This window comes from Ruminiclostridium josui JCM 17888, from assembly GCF_000526495.1.
In the GTDB taxonomy this organism is placed as follows: Bacteria; Bacillota; Clostridia; order Acetivibrionales; family DSM-1351; genus Ruminiclostridium; species Ruminiclostridium josui.
In genome coordinates this window covers 1,137,531-1,157,066 of the sequence record NZ_JAGE01000001.1, presented here as the reverse complement: position 1 = coordinate 1,157,066, position 19,536 = coordinate 1,137,531, and the positions used below count along the sequence as shown (strand labels likewise).

Below are 19,536 nucleotides of genomic sequence, written 5' to 3'. Positions count from 1 at the left end.
AATGGTCTATTTTATCGGAGCAGGACCGGGCGCGGTTGATTTGATAACAGTGAGGGGACAGGAGCTTTTGAAAAAAGCTGATGTTGTCATATATGCAGGGTCTTTGGTTAACCCGGAGCTCCTTAAGTGTACAAAGCCTGAGTGCAAGATTTACAACAGCGCTTCTATGACACTTGATGAAATTATAGATGTTTTCGTTAGAGAATATTCACCTGATAAGATACTGGTAAGGCTGCATACAGGCGATCCAAGTATTTATGGAGCAATCAAGGAGCAGATGAAGTTGTTGGACAAGCATAAAATTCCTTATAACGTTGTGCCCGGAGTCAGTTCATTTTGCGGTGCGGCAGCGGTGTTAAATGCTGAATATACACTGCCTGGTGTGAGTCAGACTGTTATTCTTTCAAGGATGGAGGGAAGAACGCCCGTACCTCCGGATGAGGATATAGAAAAGCTTGCATCTCATAAGGCTTCCATGGTTTTGTTCCTTACGACCTCAATGCTTGAGAAGCTTAGTGAGAAGCTTGTAAAAGGCGGATACAAATCCGATACGCCTGCTGCTATTGTCTATAAGGCTACATGGCCGGAGCAGAAGATTGTCCGTACCACAATTGCAGAGCTTCATAAAAGTGCAAAGGAAAACAATATTACCAAAACGGCCTTGATACTTGTAGGGGATTTTCTTTCTTGTGAGCACGAGCTTTCAAAGCTTTATGATGCAAGCTTTACCCATGAATTCAGGAAGGCGAAAGAACAATGAGGATAACCTTGATTTCCTTTACCCAAAAGAGCTCACTCTTATGTAAGCGCCTGGTTGATTATCTTAAAGAAGAGGGACATTCTATCGTTGCATATTCAAAGTATGGAGGCGGCGAGCTGCTTCAGATGGAAGACAATCTTAGCGCACTTACAGGAAAAGCCTTTGAGGACAGCAATTCAATAATATTTATTGGAGCTGCCGGTATAGCCGTAAGAGCAATTGCGCCATTCCTTAAAAATAAGGCATCCGACCCGGCGGTCATTGTGATAAATGAAACAGGAGAATATGTGATTCCCATATTGTCAGGGCATTTGGGCGGTGCAAACAGCCTGGCCCATAAATTGGCGTCTTTTTTGGGAGGAAGGGCAATTATTACTACTGCTACAGATATTAACGGCGTTTTTTCGGTTGATGTGTGGACAAAGGAAAACGGTCTTCATATTTTGAACATAGAAAACATAAAGCATATTTCTGCCGCATTGCTGAATGGTCAAAAAATTGGTTTTCGCTGTGATTTTCCGGTGGAAGGTGAATTACCGGAATTCTTTACAAAGGATACAACTGATTACGGAATATATATATATGATCACAAAAAGCAAAATGCGGACAAGCAGCCTTTTAAAAATACATTATTTTTGTGCCCTAAGCTATTTGCTGTGGGAGTGGGATGCCGGAAAGGAATTCCGGAAGAGATATTGGAAGAAGTATTTCTTGAAACACTGGCGGCAGAGAACATACCAAAGAATCTTGTTTACTGTGTTGCAACCATTGATATAAAAAAAGAAGAAGAGGCAATTATACGGCTTTGTGACAAATTCAGATACTGTCTTAAGCTTTATACCAATAAAGAGCTTATGGAGGCTAAAGGGAGCTTTTCATCATCGGGGTTTGTAAGGGCTGTTACAGGTGTGGATAATGTCTGTGAAAGAGCGGCCATACTGGCCAGCAATCATGGGAAATTGATAATGGGAAAAAGAGCTAGAGATGGAGTCACTGTTGCTATCGCAGAAAGGGCATGGAGGTGTAGCTTTTGAATATAATCATGGCTGGAGTTGATTATCGCAGCGCAAGCCTGGAATTAAGAGAAAAGGTTGGGTTCAACAAAAATCAAATAAGAGATATTCTAGCCAAAATAAATAAGGAGGCTTGTGTTTCCGGAGTGGTTTTGATTTCAACCTGCAACCGCACAGAGGCGTACATTTCATTAAGCCATTGCGAAGAAGCGGATCCGGTTGAAATATTCTGCAATGCTGCCAATCTTGATGATGATATGAAGAAGTGTTTTTATGTTAAAAAGGGTGAAGATTTGGCGGTTTATCTTTTTGAGCTTGCCTGTGGAATTCACTCAATGATATTTGGAGAAGACCAGATATTGACGCAGGTTAAAGAAGCAATGCTGATTGCTATTGATGAGGGAGCAAGCGATGCGGCATTGAACACACTTTTCAGGTGCGCCATAACCTGTGCCAAAAAGGTAAAGACTCAGCTGGTGCTCAATGCCGTTTCGCCTTCGGTAGCCGGGCAGTCGGTACAACTGGTAAGTGAATATATTGAAAAAAAAGCAGGTTGCAAAGCGTTGGTTATCGGTAACGGAGTAGTTGGAAGAAAAGTTTGTGAGGAACTGATTGCAAAGGGATGTGAGGTCCACATAACTACCAGAACCCACAACAACAAAAGCATAATTGTTCCTACAGGCTGTAAAGTTATTCCGTATCACGACAGGGAGTCATTGATACCATATGTGGATATTTTAATAAGCGCAACATCAAGTCCCCATCAGACTGTTACTATCGATATGATTGACAGATGTGCAAATAAGCCCAAATACATTATTGATCTTGCAGTACCCAGGGACATAGACCCTGAGGTCGGGAAGATAAACGGTATACTGTACTACAATATTGACAGCCTTGGGGAAACCGCACGGAAGGACAATTCTAAGGAAATATCAGCCATGAAGAGTTTGATAGCAGAGCATATTGAGAATTTTAACAAATGGTATGCCCAAAGAAAACGACTTATGGCGGTAAAATAATAAAAATAAATGGGTGGGGTAGAGTCATGATTAGTATTATTGGCATAGGGCCGGGAGAGAAAGCACAGATAACACCGCTTGCGATAGAGGCACTAAAAAACAGCGAGGTAGTTGCCGGATACACTTTATATATAGATATAATCAAAGATTTGATTGAGGGCAAGGAAATAATAGCAACCCCCATGATGCAGGAGGTAGAAAGGTGCAGGATGGCTGCGCTGGCTGCAAAAGGAAACAAAAATGTAGCTATGGTTTCAAGCGGAGACGCAGGGATTTACGGGATGGCGGCCCTGATGATTGAAATATGTGAGGAGCTTGGAATCCGTGAAGAGATCAGGGTCATAGCAGGAATTACTGCAGCAAGCTCTGCGGCAGCGGTTCTTGGAGCACCTTTAACACACGATTTTGCGGTAATATCCTTAAGCAACCTTCTTACAAAATGGGAGGACATTGAAAAGAGATTGGATCTGGCCTCGCAGGCCGGGTTTGTAATAGTGATTTACAATCCATCCAGCAAAAAGAGAGCGGATTTTCTTAAAAAAGCCTGTGAAATCGTGATGAGAAATATAAGCGGGGATACAATGTGCGGATATGTAAGAAATATAGGGCGAGAGGGACAAACTCACAAGATATTGCCGCTTAAAGAATTAAAAGACGAGGTGGTGGACATGTTTACCACAGTAATAATCGGAAATTCCACTACCAGGGTCATAAACGGGAAACTGGTAACTCCTAGGGGATACAGAATATAATTTCTGCATTGGATTGAAGGTAGAATAAGATGAAAAAAGTGATTGTATTTGCAGGAACAAATGAAGGAAGAAAGTTAAGTACTTTTTTAGCCGAAAACGGTGTTGAGGTTACAGCAGCTGTAGCCACCGGATACGGTTCACTGGTGATGCCTGACATGCCTTTTTTGTCGGTAAAGGAGGGAAGGCTTTCCCTTGAAGAGATTACAGAACTTATAAAAAGCTATGACTATATTGTGGACGCAACACACCCTTATGCCAAAATCATTTCGGAGAATGTAAAGGAGGCTGCGAAAAGATGCGGCAAGGCTGTGATGAGGCTGGTAAGGCCTTCATTGGAATATGAAAATGTCCTAGAGTTTTCAAGCATAGAAGCAGCATGTGCCTATCTTAACGGTACAGAGGGAAATATTTTTGTGACAACCGGAAGTAAGGAGTTGCTGCCATATTCAAAAATCGAAAATTACAGAGAAAGAGTTTTTGTCAGAGTACTGCCAACGGCTGAGGCAATAAAGGCATGTTCGGATGCAGGCTTTAGCGCGACGAATATAATTTGCATGCAGGGACCCTTCAGTGAGAATATGAATTTGGCGACCATGGAACAAATCAATGCTAAGTTTTTGGTAACAAAGGAAACCGGGAAAAGCGGAGGCTTTCAGGAGAAGATTGATGCAGCAAGAAAGCTGGGGACAAAGGTTATATTGATAGGAAGGCCTTGTAAAGAAGAAGGCATGACGCTGGAGGAAATGTTTATATATTTTCAAAAGGAATTTGGAATTACGCAAGAAGAATCCTTGTCCCATTTTCCAATGTTTATTAGCCTGAAAAACAAAAAGGTTGTTGTCATCGGAGGGGGAAGGATTGCCACAAGAAGAGTCCAGGTTCTTATACGCTATGGCGCGGAGTTGGTTGTGATTGCTGCCTGCCAGTCGGAAAGTATAAAGCTTTTAGCCGGCGAAAACAAGCTTACACTAATTGAAAGAAATTACCTGCCGGGTGACCTGAATGGCGCTTTCATGGCAATTGCTGCAACGGACGACAGGGATGTGAATGAAAAGGTCTGCAATGACGCACGGAAAGAGGGGATTCCAGTAAATGTATGTGACAGAAAAGAGCTGTGCGATTTTTACTTCCCTGCTATATTTGAAAACGGGGAGGTTACAGGCGGACTGATTTCAAAGGACGGCAGCAACCATAAAGCGGCAAAGGAAACGGCTGCAAGAATAAGGGAATTCTTAAAGAACCGGAGGGAGCAAACATGAAAACAGTGAGAGTTGGCAGCAGGGACAGTGGACTTGCAGTCATACAGGCTCAGATGGTCATAGATGCCATAAAAAAATACGACAGTAATATAGAAGTTGAATTAGTCACCATGAAAACAACAGGGGACAGAATTTTAGACAAAACCCTTGATAAAATCGGTGGCAAGGGATTGTTTGTTAAGGAATTGGACGAAGCGCTGCGAAACGGAGGTGTGGATATAACTGTACACAGTTACAAGGATATGCCCATGGAAATTAATTCTGAATTACCCGTGGTGGCCTTGTCGGAACGGGAAGACGAGAGGGATGTTCTCATCCTTCCTGTAAATCAAGGTGATAAAAGCAAGCCGCTAGGGTGCTCCAGCAAAAGAAGGATGCTGCAGCTTAAAGCTCTTGGCTTTGACAATATCGAGCCACTCAGAGGGAATGTTATCACCAGGCTAAAAAAGCTGGATGACGGAGAATACTGTGGAATTATTCTGGCTGCCGCCGGGATTAAGAGGCTTGGACTGGAAAACAGGATCAGCAGGTATTTTACAACGGAAGAAATAATGCCTGCGGCCTGTCAGGGAATCATTGCCGTTCAGACCAGGAAAGGTGAAGATACACGCTATCTCGCTAATTTCCATAGTGAAAGGTCAAAAATAGTTTCCGATGCCGAACGTGCCTTTGTTGCCGCTTTGGATGGAGGCTGCTCATCGCCGGTTGCAGCTTATGCATATTTCGAAAACGATAAATTAGTGCTAAGAGGGCTCTATGTGAACGAAGAAAAAAATATAGCAATAAAAGGTATAGAGTATGGCAGGGCTGAAGATGCAGTCAAAATGGGTATTTCGCTTGCAAAGAGGCTCAAGGGGGAGGCGTGCTGACTTCATGAAAAAGGGCTTTGTGGTTTTGGTAGGGGCAGGTCCGGGCGACAGGGGGCTTTTAACCCTTAAAGGAATGGAATATATAAAAAAGGCTGAGGTTGTTGTTTATGACAGGCTTGTTTCAGATGATATTCTGGAGCTGATACCGGACAATGCAAAAAAAATAGATGTGGGTAAGGAAAGCGGCAGGCATCCGGTGCCTCAGGAAGAAATCAACAGAATTCTTGTGGATGAAGCCTTAGCGGGAAAACTGGTAATAAGGTTAAAGGGTGGAGATCCCTTTGTATTCGGACGCGGCGGAGAAGAGCTGGAGCTTCTGGAGCTAAACGGGATTCCTTTCGAGGTGGTTCCGGGTATTACCTCAGCGATTTCTGCGCCTGCATTTGCAGGGATTCCCATAACCCACAGGGATTATTGCAGCAGCTTTCACGTCATAACGGGACATCAAAAGAAGGGCGAAGAGCTGTCGGTTAACTTCAAAGCACTTGTACAGTCAGGAGGCACATTAGTCTTTCTAATGGGGATTTCTTCTCTGCGACAAATACTTGATGGACTTTTGGCAGAAGGTATGGATAAGCATATGCCGGCTGCAATTATTGAAAATGGAACAAGAGCCGGTCAGAGAAAAATTCTGGGCACAATTGAAAACCTTTATGAAAAGGCTGTAGAGAAAAGCGTCAAATCTCCTGCCGTTATTGTGGTAGGAAAGGTTTGTGGTCTGAGTGACAAATTTGACTGGTTTTCAAAAAGAGAGCTCATGGGTGTGAAAATCATTGTAACAAGACCTAAGGACTCTGCCGGTACATTGACCGCCAAGCTTAAGGAACTGGGTGCAGATGTTATAGAATATCCATGCATTGAGATAAAGGAAATTGAAAATAACAGCCGGTTGGAAAGAGTAGTAAGCAACATCAAAGAGTACTCATGGATTGTTTTTACAAGTAAAAACGGAGTTAATATCCTGTTTGAATATTTGAATAGGCAAAACAAGGACATTAGAATTCTGGCCGGTCAAAAATTTGCCGCAATCGGGAGTCAGACTGCTGAAACGCTTGCCGGCTACGGAATTATAGCAGACTACATACCTGAGATTTTTGACGGAAAGCATCTGGCGGAAGGGCTTTGTAAAATAGCGGGTGCTGATGAAAAAATACTTCTTTTGAGAGCTTTAAAGGGTAGTGCTGAAATAACGGCTGTTCTAAAAGAAAATGAAAGAGCATTTGAAGATGTTCCGGTATATGATACCTTATATGTCAATAAGGGAAGCCGGGACATAGAGGCTCTAATAAATGGTAATCCAGGCATTTATGTGACATTTACGAGCGCATCGACTGTTGAAGGCTTTGTCGGATCAATACAAGGAATTGACTTAGGCAAGATAACGGGAATATGTATTGGCAGCCAAACTTCAAAAGCTGCTGAAAAATATGGAATCAAGCACTATATATCGGATGAGGCAACCATTGATTCAATGATAAGTAAAATTACGGAGGTGCAATATGAACGCAATACGGCCACGAAGACTGAGAAATGATAAAAACATAAGGGATTTGGCAAGAGAAACAAGGATTTCATCCAAAGCATTAATACTTCCATTGTTCATAAAGGAAGGGAACGGAATTATCGAGCCCATAGAATCTTTAGAGGGACATAACTATTACAGCCCCGATACCGTACAGGCAGGGATAGAAGATATTCTTAATGCCAACGTTAAATCGGTTTTGCTTTTCGGTATTCCCGATAAAAAAGATGATGAAGGGAGCGGAGCTTATAGCGAAGACGGAGTCGTACAAAAAGCCGTAAGGAAAATCAAGGAAAGGTATCCGGAAATAACTGTAATAACAGATGTCTGTATGTGCGAATATACGGCAAACGGACACTGCGGCATAGTGAAGGACGGCAAGGTCATAAATGACCTGACGCTTCCCTACATTGCTAAAATCGCTCTTTCCCATGTTGAAGCCGGGGCTGATATTGTCGCTCCGTCAGACATGATGGACAACAGGGTTGCAGAAATAAGGAAAACCCTTGAGGGCAAAGGCTTTCATGATACTCCAATCATGTCGTATTCAGTAAAATATGCTTCGTCGTTTTACGGACCGTTCAGAGATGTGGCCAAATCTGCTCCAGCCTTTGGGGACAGAAAGACATACCAGATGGATTATCACAACAGGCGTGAAGCTTTAAAGGAAGCCATGCTGGATATTCAGGAGGGTGCGGATATTTTGATGGTAAAGCCGGCCATGGCTTATCTTGACATTATAAGAGAGCTTAAGGATAAAACACAAAACCCCATTTGCGCATACAGCGTAAGCGGTGAGTACGCAATGATAAAAAGCGCTGCCAAGTTGGGCCTTGTTAATGAATATGCTGTTATGTGCGAAAGTGCCGTCAGTATGTTCAGAGCAGGTGCGGACATGCTTATAACGTACTATGCAAAGGAATTATCAAAAGCAATTGAGAAGGGAGATATCGGATGATGAGCAGCAGTTTGATTGACAGAGCCAGGAGTGTAATGCCGGGCGGGGTGAATAGTCCTGTGAGATCTTACAGGGCAGTTGGAGGAGAACCTGTTTTTATAAAAAGAGCGAACGGCTCCAAAATTTATGATGTAGAGGATAGAGAATATATTGATTATGTCTGTTCATGGGGGCCCATGATTCTGGGACATAACAATAAAAAGATAGCAGAAAGCGTCAAAAAGGCTGTCGATTACGGGTTGAGCTTTGGCGCACCGACGGAGAAAGAAGTAATAATGGCTGAGCTTATTACTTCCATGGTTCCGGGAATTGATATGATAAGGATGGTAAACAGCGGAACAGAAGCTGTCATGAGTGCCTTACGGCTTGCCCGTGCCTTTACTGAAACAAGTAAAATAATAAAATTTGATGGCTGCTACCATGGACACTGCGACAGTATGCTAGTTAAGGCGGGATCGGGGGCTTTGACTCTTTCACATCCCGACAGTCTTGGTGTAACTGGTGAATTTGCAAGAAATACTCTGATTGCAGATTATAATGATATAGAGAGTGTGAGACGACTCTTTGCAGAAAACAAGGGAGAAATTGCTGCTGTCATCCTTGAACCTGTGGCGGCCAATATGGGTGTAGTTCCTCCACGGGATAATTTTCTTGCCGGACTCAGAGCTCTATGTGATGAAAACGGAGCGCTTCTGATTTTTGATGAGGTCATTACAGGATTTAGGCTTTGCCCGGGAGGAGCACAGGAATATTTTGATGTCAGAGCGGATATTGTCACCTTCGGCAAAATTATCGGAGGAGGTATGCCTGTTGGGGCATATGGGGGAAGAAAAGAGATTATGGAGCTTGTATCACCCCTTGGGGGAGTTTATCAGGCGGGTACCCTTTCTGGAAATCCCATAGCGATGGCAGCAGGAATAGCACAGTTGACGGAACTTAAGGAAAACAAGGATATATATTTGCGAATAGACAGAATGGCAGAGTCACTGGAAAAAGGATTTAAGAGGATGGCAAAAGAGCTGGAGCTGACTCTCACTGTGAACAGGGTCAGATCCCTGTTATGCGTATTTTTTACAAAGGAAGCTGTAACTGATTTTAAAACTGCTAAAAGCAGCAATACAAAGCTTTATGCAAAATTTTTCAAGCATATGTTGGATAACGGTATACATATGGCGCCTGCACAATTTGAAGCCATGTTTGTGAGTGATGCGCATACAGAGGAAGACATAGAAAAAACATTGGAAAAAGCAGAAAAATCCTTGAGAGAAATGAAAAACGGAGGAGATTTTGCATGAGAGGAATACTGATACTGGCCCATGGAAGCAGGGAGAAGTCAACAGAGCAGACTTTACAGCAGGTTGTAAATTATCTTGGAGAAATATTCAGTGAGGAAATTATTGAAACTGCATACCTGCAGTTTTCAAACCTGGATCTTCATACCGGGCTTGAAAAGCTGAGAGCAAAAGGTGTTGATAACATAATTGTCATACCTTATTTCCTGTTTGAAGGTGTACACATAAAAGAAGATATTCCGAAGGAAATTGACAAATACCTTAAAGAAAATAAGGATGTAAAAATTACAATGGGAAAGACGCTGGGAGCGGATAAAAGATTGGCGGAAATATTAGCCGACAGGATAAGGGATGCATTATGAAAAAGCAAATATTCATAATCGGATGCGGCCCCGGGGCGCCGGAGGAAATCACAGGACATGGTGCGAAGCTGCTGGAAATCTGCCATGAGGTCTATGCATTTGACAGAATCGGAGATTTGTACAAAGACTTCAAAGAGGGTATTATTAAATGTTCATATCAGGACATCGAAGAGAAAATAAGAAGCTCAAAAGCTCAAAAAATGGCTGTTCTTGTTTCCGGAGATGTGGGATTTTTCAGTATGGCAAAAAGGCTGGATGAAAAATTCAGAATTGATTTTGATGTGTTCTTTACATGCGGAATCAGCAGTCTTCAATATCTTTGCAGTAAAATCAAGCTAAGCTATGAGGATGTCAGAGCTGTGAGCCTCCATGGAAGAGAAGGTAATCTTCCGGGGAGTATCGCATATAACCGGTACACTTTTGTTCTGACCGGCGGGGCTAACAACGCTTCGAAAATATTAAAGGATCTTAAGCAAAATGGCTTGTCAGGGATAAAAGTTACAGCCGGGGAGCTGCTTTCAATGCCGGGTGAAAGAATTTTATGCGGAACGGTGGAGGAGCTTTCTGAGATTTCCTTTGACAGCCTTACGGTTCTTTTGTTTGAGAATGAGAATTGTGTAAACAGGGATATGCCCCTTTTTGACAAGGAGCTTTCAAGGAATGAAACTCCAATGACGAAGCAGGAAGTGCGCTGGGTTGCAGTAAACATGATGAAGATAGAAGCACGGGATGTTTTGTTTGACATAGGGGCGGGCAGCGGCTCGGTAGCTATAGAAATGGCTAGAAAAGCCCACGAAGGATTGGTTTTCGCTATAGAGAAAAAAGACAATGCATTTGAGCTTCTCTGTAAAAACAAGTCCGATCTCGGCGCGTTAAATGTAATACCCGTCTTTGGAGAGGCATTGGAGGAAATAAGGAAGCTGCCTGTCCCGGACAAGGTGTTTATCGGAGGAAGCGGAGGCAATCTGGATAAATTGGTTAAAAGCCTGTATAGGGCAAATGAAGATGTAAAAATTTTGATTACGGCAATAACCCTTGAGACTTTAACTGAGGCCCTTGAGGCATTCAAAGAGATAAATTTTGAAACAGATATTGTTTGTCTGAATTGTTCAAAAAGCAAAAAGGCCGGAAGCTACAATATGATGATAGCAAACAATCCTATTTACATAATCTATGGTGAAAAGAATGATAAATAAAAAAATCAACAGAATCATGATAGCTGGAACAAACAGCGGCTGCGGAAAAACAACAGTGACCTGTGCAATACTAAAAGCGTTAAAGAACAGAGGGCTCAAGGTAGCTGCCTTTAAATGCGGCCCTGACTATATTGACCCTATGTTTCACAGCGAAATAATTGAGACAAACTCAAGGAATATTGATTTATTTTTATGCGGAGAAAGGCAGGCAAGATACCTTTTTGCCAAAAACAGCGAGAATACTGATGTTTCGGTCGTGGAAGGCGTTATGGGCTTTTACGATGGGGTGGGTGGAAATACCGGTGAAAACTCTTCATGGGATATATCAAACAAGCTTGGAATTCCTGCAGTTTTGGTAGTTAACTGCAAGGGAGCTTCGGTCTCCGTTGCCGCTATGATAAAGGGTTATCTGGATTTTGATAAAAACAGGATTGAAGCTGTAGTTTTAAATAATGTTTCAAAGCACATGTATAAAATGTACAAAGAAACTATTGAAAACCGTCTTGGAATAAGAGTGGCAGGTTATATGCCTTTTGAACCCGAGGCAGTCATTGGGAGCCGTCATTTGGGGCTGGTTACCGCAAAAGAAATAGGTTCGCTGAAGCAAAAGACGGAATTACTTGCTGCTATAGCAGAAGAGACTATAGATTTGGACCTGCTTCTTGATATTGCAAATAATGCGGAACATTTTGACTATGAGAAAATTGAAGTTGAGCAAATATCAGATGTAAGAATTGCAGTTGCTAAGGACAGGGCATTTTGCTTTTATTATCAGGACAGCCTTGAGCTTCTCGAAAAAATGGGTGCAAAGCTGATATATTTTTCACCTACTGAGGACATTAGGCTGACGGAGGATGTTGACGGCTTGATATTAGGAGGCGGATATCCGGAGCTTTATCTTGAAAAGCTCAGCAAAAATGCCGGAATGATAAACAGCATAAGAGCTGCATGGCGTGAGGGAATGCCGATTTATGCCGAATGCGGCGGCTTTATGTACCTGGGAAAAAGTATTAATTCCTATGCAATGACCCACATAATTGAACCGGGCTTTGAGATGACGGAGAAACTTCAGAATTTCGGGTATGTTACATTGACTGCAAAGGACAACACCATGCTTTTGGAGCATGGAGAGTCCGCCACTGCCCACGAATTTCATTATTCTAAAAATGATTCTGATTCCGGTAGCCTTACAGCCAGAAAAGCAAGCGGGAAAACGTGGGAAACCGGATATTGCAAGGAGAACGTATTCGCTCTTTACCCTCACATTCATTTCTGGGGGAACATTCAAATGGCAGCTAGATTTATTAAAAAATGTGAGGAGTACAAAAAATGAGATATCTGTTTGTTATTGGTATTGCTTTCATACTTGATTTGATATTCGGAGATCCATACTGGCTACTTCATCCCGTGTGTATAATTGGAAAGGCAATCAGTGCTTTGGAGAAAATGTTAAGAAAAATCGTAAAAAACGAGCTTTTTGCAGGGACAGTTCTCGTGCTGGTTATATCGGGATTAGCTTTTTTTGTTCCATTTTTGATACTGTATCTGGCAAATACTTTGAATTACTATCTGGCTATGGGGATTGAAATTTACTTCTGCTACCAGATTTTTGCCGTAAAATCCCTGAAAAAAGAGAGTATGAAGGTTTATTACCCTCTCAATGAAGGCAATTATCCGGAAGCTAGAAAATACTTATCCTACATTGTCGGAAGGGATACGCAGAATTTGGATGCTAAGGGTATCACAAAAGCCACAGTCGAAACGATAGCCGAGAACACCACTGACGGTGTCGTAGCTCCGCTTTTTTATATGGCAATAGGAGGCGCGCCCCTTGCTTTTTTATACAAGGCGATTAACACAATGGACTCCATGATAGGCTACAGAAATGAAAAGTATGAAAAATTCGGAAAGGTTGCTGCAAGGCTTGATGACATTGCAAACTTCATACCGGCAAGGATAACTGCACTGCTTATGATTGCGGCAAGCGCATTGAACGGCCTGGACTATAAAAATGCTTTTAGAATGTTTCTAAGAGATAGGAAAAACCATAAAAGCCCAAATTCTGCACAAACCGAGTCGGTATGCGCCGGAGCTTTGAATGTACAGCTGGCGGGCAATGCCTATTATTTCGGACAGCTTGTCCATAAGCCGACTATTGGTGATAATAATCGGGAAATTGTAGCTCAGGATATAGTTCTCACAAACAAATTGATGTATACGACTTCTGTTTTAGCAGTGATTGCTGCCATGATTGTAAGGGGGTGTATCTGGTGGATGATATAGCAATGCACGGCGGCGATATCTATTCATATATGGAGATGAATGGAGCAAAACCGCTTGATTATTCGGCTAATATAAACCCTCTGGGTTTGCCTGACAATGTTAAAAAGGCGTTGGCTCAGAGTATTGAAAGCTATAGTGCCTATCCGGATACTAATTGCCGTAAGCTGAAGGAAGCTGTAAGTGCCTATGAAAAATTTGAAGCGGACTGCATACTGTTCGGAAACGGCGCGGCAGATATAATCTACAGAATATGCTATGCCTTAAGACCGAAGATTGCTCTCCTCACAGCGCCAACCTTTTCCGAATACGGACAGGCCCTTGAGAACACCGGCTGTAAAATCGAGTATTTTGGATTAAGCCCTGAATATGGCTTTACTGTGGGAACCGGCATATTGGAGCAAGTGTCAGGTAAGGATATTGTTTTCATTTGTAACCCAAACAACCCGACGGGAAATTTGGCAGACAGGAGCTTAATATACAAGCTTGCAGAAAAATGCCGAAAGGAAAACTGTATTTTGGTCATTGACGAATGCTTCATGGATTTTGTCGCTGAAAAGAAGAGCTATAGCTTTATAGAGTATCTTGAGGATTTTGACAATGTGATAATTGTAAAGGCTTTTACGAAAATATTCGCGATGGCGGGGTTCAGGCTCGGGTATTGCTTATGCAGCAATAAAGAAATACTGTTGAAGATTGAAAAAGCCGGGCAGCCGTGGAGCGTGTCGACACCTGCTCAAGTAGCAGGGATCGCCGCAATTGGAGATAAGGATTATCTAATAAGGACTGCCAGGATCATAGATGAAGAAAGAGGCTATTTGTCAAAAAACTTAAGCAGCTTTGGCTTCACGGTTTTTGAAAGCCATACTAACTTTATTTTATTTAAAGCAGAACAGACGGATTTGTATGACAGGCTTTATAAAAAGGGCGTACTGATAAGGAAATGCGCCAACTTCAAAGGACTTGACGATACATATTACAGAATAGCTGTCAGATGCCGTGAAGACAATGAAAAGCTGATTAATGCAATAAGCGAGGTAATAAAAAATGGCTAAGGCAATCATGATACAGGGGACAACTTCTAATGCAGGCAAAAGCCTTATAACTGCAGGACTTTGCAGGATTTTTTCACAGGACGGCTATAGGGTGGCGCCTTTCAAGTCACAGAATATGGCACTGAATTCCTATATAACTGAGGACGGGCTTGAAATGGGCAGAGCTCAGGTTGTACAGGCCGAAGCCGCATATAAGAAGCCGGATGTCAGGATGAATCCCATCCTCTTGAAGCCCACAAGCGACAAAGGTTCACAGGTCATTGTCAATGGCGAGGTTGTGGGCAATATGAAAGCTATGGATTACTATAAAAACAAAACAAGATATATACCGGAAATTATGAAAAGCTATAGCTCCCTTGCCGCTGAAAATGACATTATAGTGATTGAAGGTGCAGGGAGCCCGGCAGAAATAAACTTAAAAGAAAATGACATAGTCAATATGGGCATGGCAAAGATGGCAAATTCCCCTGTGCTGATTGTTGGAGATATTGACAGAGGCGGTGTGTTTGCTTCACTTTACGGAACTTACATGCTACTGAATGAAACTGAAAAGAAGTATATTAAAGGGAACATCATCAATAAGTTCAGAGGCGATATCAAGATCCTGGAGCCGGGGCTTAAAATGCTGGAAGACCTTATACCTGTTCCAACAGTCGGTGTAGTTCCATACATGACTATGAGAATAGATGATGAGGACAGCCTTTCTGAAGTATTTGAAAATAGCAGTGTGTTGGTGGACATTGATATTGCTGTCATAAAACTTCCCCGAATCTCAAATTTTACGGACTTTAATGCTTTTGAATTGATTTTGGGAGCCAAGGTTAGATATATTTCGAGTGCAAAGGAATTTAAGTGTCCGGATTTGCTGATTCTACCGGGAACAAAAAATACAATTGACGATTTAAAATGGATGAGAGAGTGCGGTATTGAGGCTGAAATATTAAAATATGCAAGCAGGGGGAATCCTGTATTCGGTATTTGCGGCGGATATCAGATGCTCTGCAAAAGCCTTAAGGACCCTTACAATGTGGAAGGCGGCGGCGAAATAAAGGGCTTGGGACTCATTGATGCCCATACCGTATTTGAAAAGGAAAAGACAAGAACCAGAGTAAGCGGCATTTTTAAATGCGCTGGTGGTATTTTTTCAGAGCTCAATGGAAAAAGCTTCGAGGGCTATGAAATACATATGGGTATAACAAAGGCTGAAGGCTTTTTGTCGATGCTGAAAAGCATGGACGGCGGTGAGAAAACCGACGGGCTTTGCCAGGGGAATGTTTATGGCAGCTATGTCCATGGAATTTTTGACAGCGAAGAGGTTTTAAAGACCATTATAAAAGCTTTGTACAACAAAAAAGGTCTTGAATACAATGAAACCTTAAGCTGTGACGTTAAAGCGCATAAAGAGCGGGAATATGACAAATTGGCAGATGAGCTCCGCAAATCTCTCGATATGAAGTATATTTATAAAATTATTGATGAAGGTGTTACTCTATGAACGGGTTGATTCATATTTATTGCGGCGACGGGAAAGGGAAAACGACAGCAGCGTTGGGACTTGCATTGCGTGCCTGCGGCAGCGGCTATAAGGTAATTCTGGCTCAGTTTTTAAAGTCATGGAATACAAGTGAATTGAACATTTTGGATAAAATGGAAAATGTATTAATTTTAAGAAGTAAAAAACCGGGCAAATTTACTTGGCAATTAAACGATGAGGAGAAAGCGGCACTTAAAATAGAAAATAACAGAATCTTTGAAAAAGCTATTGAAGTTATATCATGTGATAAAAAAATCCTTATCATATTCTACGAGCTTATTGGAGCAATAGAAAAAAACCTTATTGACAAAGAAGCAGTAGTGGACTTTCTGAAGACCAAGCCGCTCCATGCCGAAGTAGTTCTTACAGGGAGAAATCCTGATGGGGAATTGCTTGGTTTGGCCGATTATATCTCTGAAATTAAAAAAATCAGGCATCCATTTGATAGTGGTGTTAAAGCACGAGAGGGGATTGAATATTGATGAAATTGTATAGACCCGATGAAATTGAAAAGAGAAGCTTTAAAATAATAACTCAGGAAATTGGAGATATTGAACTGGACGCGAAGGTTGCGCCTATTGTTAAGAGAGTAATTCATACTACTGCGGATTTTGATTATCTTCATAATCTTTGCTTTTCCGAAAATGTAATAAATATTGCGCTTGAAGCCATTAAGAAAGGGGTTGACATTGTAACAGACACCAAAATGGCTTTATCCGGTATCAACAAGGCTGCTTTGGCAAAAGCCGGCGGCAAGGCATATTGCTATATGGCAGATGAAGATGTTGCAAGAAAGGCGAAAGAGCAAAATTCAACCCGTGCGAGTGTATCTATGGAAAAGGCGGCAGAATTGGACAAGCCTCTTATTTTTGCTATAGGCAATGCGCCCACAGCCCTTATCAAGCTGGATGAATTGATAAAAAGCAATAAAATAAAACCTGTTTTAATTATTGGTGTACCAGTAGGCTTTGTGAATGTCGTCGAGTCAAAGGAGCTTATTATGAAAAGCGGTGTTCCTTATATCGTTGCAAGAGGGCGAAAAGGCGGCAGTAATGTGGCGGCGGCAATTGTAAATGCTCTCTTGTATATGGCATATCCACGTGAAAGCTAAAGTGTTAGGAGGAACTATGCAATGAAATAGACAAAACAGCTATTATTGGTGCATCAAAAGAAAGAACTAATTAAAAATCTATTAGTAAATATTGACTTTCAATTTATGGCATAGTAAAATACTGTCAATGACGTTTCGATTTTATAATTTTATAGCGTTTAAATTTTGCTGTTTTATGGCAAAAAAATTATTCCTTAGTCTTAAATAATGTATTTACCATTGTGGTACTTCCTGTCATCATCTCCTTTCGTTCCTTTAGACGATAACTTTCACCTTTAATACTTACAACTTGACAATGATGTAGAATTCTGTCAAGAATAGCGGAGGCAATAGTTATATCTGAGAATACTTCATTCCATGCTGAAAAAGCTTTATTTGAAGTAAATATGGTTGTATTTCTTTCATATCGTTTGGCTATTAATTGAAAAAATAAGTTTGCACCTTGAATATCCATTGGAAGATATCCAATTTCATCAATGATTAGTACCTTGTATTTGGCAAAGTTCTTCAATCGTTCCTGAAGTCTATTTTCATAATGGGCTTTATTCAACTGCGTAATTAAGTTATGGCAGTTAATATAATAAGTGGAATATCTATGCTCTGCAGCAATCATTCCAAGTGCTACAGCAAGATGTGTTTTGCCAACACCAGGAGTACCTAGAAAAACAACATTTTCTTTATTTTCCACAAAGCGCATGGTCGCAAGTTCCATGATCTGCTCTCTGTTAATGCTAGGTTGAAAATCAAAGTCAAACATGTCAAGTGTCTTTTTATATGGAAATCCTGACATTTTAATTTGATTTTCCACAGCTCTTGATTTCTTTGACTTGGCTTCTTCTGTGAAAATATGATCTAAGATATCGACGATATTTCTCTTTTCATGAATGGCTTGCTCTAAGTAATTATCAATAATCGTAAGTGTATTTCTCATTCCTAATGTTTCAAGGTTGTTCTTGATTCTTTCGTAAGCTAGTTCACTCAAAATGTTACTCCTCCCATCAGCTCATCATACTGTTTAAGAGAATGTTTTGGAGATGGAAAATCTACAATATCTGGATTATGTAGAAGTGTGTTTTCTATATCAAAACTCTGTTTAACCAACATTGTTTTATAGTGTTCTTTGTTGACGTTTAAGGTGTTTTTACTGTATGATAATTTATGAATTGATATTTGTTTTCCTTGAAAATATGCAGCTAACATATTTTGAAGGACAATGACTGCCACATCTTTGCCTACATATTCTGCTGGTACAGAATACTTATTACCGGCATAGCTGATAAGGCAGTCTTTTTCAACTCTTCGAAGATTAATTTTGTCTATTATGTATTCTCTTTTTAATGGAGATAACATCTCATCTCTCAATCGATCAATAGGACGTTCATTGGTAGTTCCATGAACCTTGCTGTTAACCTTATTACACCATGCATACGCCTGTCCATTTAAGTCATCGAGAGAAGCGTATTTTATACCTGTCATAAAGTTGTCTCTAACATACGCAACGGTTCGTTCTACTTTTCCTTTTGTCTGTCCGCGATATGGTCTACATAGAACAGGCTTATATCCATAAAATCCTGCAAAATCTTCAAACTGTCTATTGAGTTCACTGTCAGCTTGTTTTAATAATCGCTTTACAACAACTTGTTTCATATTGTCGTATAATATTTCTTCAGGATATCCTCCAAAATATCGAAAAGCATTTACATGACAACGTATTAGTGTTGAAGTACTCATATCTGTTACAAATTCAATATATCTCATTCTAGAATACCCTAAAACCATGAGAAAACAGTAAAGCTTTTTATATTCTCCATTTTCCAGTACCTTATAGTTTTCAAAGAATCCCCAGTCAACCTGTCCCTGAAGTCCAGGCATCGTTTCAAATCGGACAGTGGCTTTTTGATTTAAGTCCTGTTTTTTTGATGAAACATACTCACGGACTATGGTATATTTGCAGTTACAGCCTTGTTCTAGAAGCTTTTCATGAATTCTTACTGCACTAAATGGTGCTTCTTCTAGCCATAAATCGATCTGGTGCTTGTAAGAGTCTAATTTAGAAGGTTTGGGACCAGTAAGCTGATAGACAGGTTTTATATCTGATTCTGCATATTTCTTTGCAGTACGTGGATCCATATGATATTTCCTTGCAATCTCTGTGTAAGATAATCCTTTCTTGCGATCATTTCGTATTTCCATCCAGTAGTTTCCTTTCATTCTTTGTACACCCCAAGTTTTATTTGAAGTGTATCACAAGTTATTTTGTTACCACCATATACATACAAAATTTAACCGCTGTTTTCTTACATTTTATCACCGTCATTGACACATTTTTAAAGAGACTGAGCCATTAGAACAGTTTGACATTGAGTTGTATTTTAATCTGGTGGAGAAGATAACAGTCTATGAGGATTCCAGATTGATTGTTAGTTTGCTGGATGGAACGGAAGTTGAGTGTGGAATTTAAAAACACCCAAGAACACCCCTTCTGTGCCTAAGGGAATAATTTTATGTGCTAGATCTCAGTTCTATTGATACCATAAAATTTCAAAAACAG

The 19,536-nt window shown here is 41.0% G+C and carries 19 protein-coding genes; 17 read left to right on the top strand and 2 right to left on the bottom strand.

What is annotated here, in order from left to right:
• Position 1 precedes the first annotated feature (1 nt).
• The 17 genes from cobM to K412_RS0105255 are packed head-to-tail and all read left to right on the top strand — an operon-like array spanning position 2 to position 16,985.
• Positions 2-760: a precorrin-4 C(11)-methyltransferase gene (gene cobM / locus K412_RS0105335; protein WP_014256591.1), complete on the top strand. Its 759-nt coding sequence runs from the start codon at positions 2-4 to the stop codon at positions 758-760.
• Positions 757-1,794 carry a cobalt-precorrin 5A hydrolase gene (locus K412_RS0105330; RefSeq protein ID WP_024832151.1) on the top strand — a complete coding sequence of 346 codons (1,038 nt, stop codon included), beginning with the start codon at positions 757-759 and terminating at the stop codon, positions 1,792-1,794. The genes cobM and K412_RS0105330 overlap by 4 nt, the downstream gene beginning before the upstream one ends.
• Positions 1,791-2,795 (top strand): glutamyl-tRNA reductase, encoded by a 1,005-nt coding sequence (gene hemA / locus K412_RS0105325; protein WP_024832150.1) that lies wholly within the window; start codon positions 1,791-1,793, stop codon positions 2,793-2,795. Before K412_RS0105330 ends, hemA begins: the two co-directional genes overlap by 4 nt.
• Positions 2,796-2,821: 26 nt before the next feature.
• Positions 2,822-3,547 (top strand): precorrin-3B C(17)-methyltransferase, encoded by a 726-nt coding sequence (cobJ, locus tag K412_RS0105320; RefSeq protein WP_014256588.1) that lies wholly within the window; start codon positions 2,822-2,824, stop codon positions 3,545-3,547.
• A gap of 29 nt (positions 3,548-3,576) precedes the next feature.
• A complete protein-coding gene (cobK, locus tag K412_RS0105315; protein ID WP_024832149.1) occupies positions 3,577-4,806 on the top strand; it encodes a precorrin-6A reductase in 1,230 nt (409 codons plus the stop codon).
• Positions 4,803-5,675, top strand: a complete 873-nt coding sequence (hemC, locus tag K412_RS0105310) for a hydroxymethylbilane synthase (protein WP_024832148.1) — start codon at positions 4,803-4,805, stop codon at positions 5,673-5,675. The genes cobK and hemC overlap by 4 nt, the downstream gene beginning before the upstream one ends.
• A 4-nt stretch (positions 5,676-5,679) precedes the next feature.
• Positions 5,680-7,209, top strand: coding sequence for a uroporphyrinogen-III C-methyltransferase (cobA, locus tag K412_RS0105305; RefSeq protein WP_024832147.1), 1,530 nt, complete (start codon positions 5,680-5,682; stop codon positions 7,207-7,209).
• Positions 7,175-8,155 (top strand): porphobilinogen synthase, encoded by a 981-nt coding sequence (gene hemB / locus K412_RS0105300; protein WP_014256584.1) that lies wholly within the window; start codon positions 7,175-7,177, stop codon positions 8,153-8,155. The genes cobA and hemB overlap by 35 nt, the downstream gene beginning before the upstream one ends.
• A complete protein-coding gene (hemL, locus tag K412_RS0105295; RefSeq protein ID WP_024832146.1) occupies positions 8,152-9,450 on the top strand; it encodes a glutamate-1-semialdehyde 2,1-aminomutase in 1,299 nt (432 codons plus the stop codon). The genes hemB and hemL overlap by 4 nt, the downstream gene beginning before the upstream one ends.
• Positions 9,447-9,809, top strand: coding sequence for a sirohydrochlorin chelatase (locus K412_RS0105290; RefSeq protein WP_014256582.1), 363 nt, complete (start codon positions 9,447-9,449; stop codon positions 9,807-9,809). Before hemL ends, K412_RS0105290 begins: the two co-directional genes overlap by 4 nt.
• Positions 9,806-11,005 carry a bifunctional cobalt-precorrin-7 (C(5))-methyltransferase/cobalt-precorrin-6B (C(15))-methyltransferase gene (locus K412_RS0105285; protein WP_024832145.1) on the top strand — a complete coding sequence of 400 codons (1,200 nt, stop codon included), beginning with the start codon at positions 9,806-9,808 and terminating at the stop codon, positions 11,003-11,005. The genes K412_RS0105290 and K412_RS0105285 overlap by 4 nt, the downstream gene beginning before the upstream one ends.
• The gene (locus K412_RS0105280) at positions 10,995-12,338 is read left to right on the top strand and encodes a cobyrinic acid a,c-diamide synthase CobB (protein WP_024832144.1); all 1,344 of its coding nucleotides are present in this window, start codon (positions 10,995-10,997) and stop codon (positions 12,336-12,338) included. The genes K412_RS0105285 and K412_RS0105280 overlap by 11 nt, the downstream gene beginning before the upstream one ends.
• On the top strand, positions 12,335-13,288 hold the full coding sequence (cbiB, locus tag K412_RS0105275; RefSeq protein ID WP_024832143.1) for an adenosylcobinamide-phosphate synthase CbiB: 954 nt from the start codon (positions 12,335-12,337) through the stop codon (positions 13,286-13,288). Before K412_RS0105280 ends, cbiB begins: the two co-directional genes overlap by 4 nt.
• Positions 13,276-14,340 carry a threonine-phosphate decarboxylase CobD gene (cobD, locus tag K412_RS0105270; RefSeq protein WP_024832142.1) on the top strand — a complete coding sequence of 355 codons (1,065 nt, stop codon included), beginning with the start codon at positions 13,276-13,278 and terminating at the stop codon, positions 14,338-14,340. Before cbiB ends, cobD begins: the two co-directional genes overlap by 13 nt.
• Complete coding sequence (locus K412_RS0105265; RefSeq protein WP_024832141.1) at positions 14,333-15,835, top strand: cobyric acid synthase; 1,503 nt, start codon at positions 14,333-14,335, stop codon at positions 15,833-15,835. The genes cobD and K412_RS0105265 overlap by 8 nt, the downstream gene beginning before the upstream one ends.
• Positions 15,832-16,356 carry a cob(I)yrinic acid a,c-diamide adenosyltransferase gene (locus tag K412_RS0105260; RefSeq protein ID WP_024832140.1) on the top strand — a complete coding sequence of 175 codons (525 nt, stop codon included), beginning with the start codon at positions 15,832-15,834 and terminating at the stop codon, positions 16,354-16,356. Before K412_RS0105265 ends, K412_RS0105260 begins: the two co-directional genes overlap by 4 nt.
• Positions 16,356-16,985, top strand: a complete 630-nt coding sequence (locus K412_RS0105255; protein WP_024832139.1) for a precorrin-8X methylmutase — start codon at positions 16,356-16,358, stop codon at positions 16,983-16,985. The genes K412_RS0105260 and K412_RS0105255 overlap by 1 nt, the downstream gene beginning before the upstream one ends.
• A 187-nt stretch (positions 16,986-17,172) precedes the next feature.
• Here K412_RS0105255 and istB read toward each other — a convergent pair whose 3' ends face one another.
• Together istB and istA are read right to left on the bottom strand one after the other, a co-directional pair.
• Positions 17,173-17,967, bottom strand: a complete 795-nt coding sequence (gene istB / locus K412_RS0105250) for an IS21-like element helper ATPase IstB (protein WP_024831762.1) — start codon at positions 17,965-17,967, stop codon at positions 17,173-17,175.
• Entirely contained in the window at positions 17,964-19,196 is a 1,233-nt protein-coding gene (gene istA / locus K412_RS0105245; protein WP_024831761.1) for an IS21 family transposase, read from the bottom strand. The genes istB and istA overlap by 4 nt, the downstream gene beginning before the upstream one ends.
• Between the last annotated feature and the right edge of the window lie 340 nt (positions 19,197-19,536).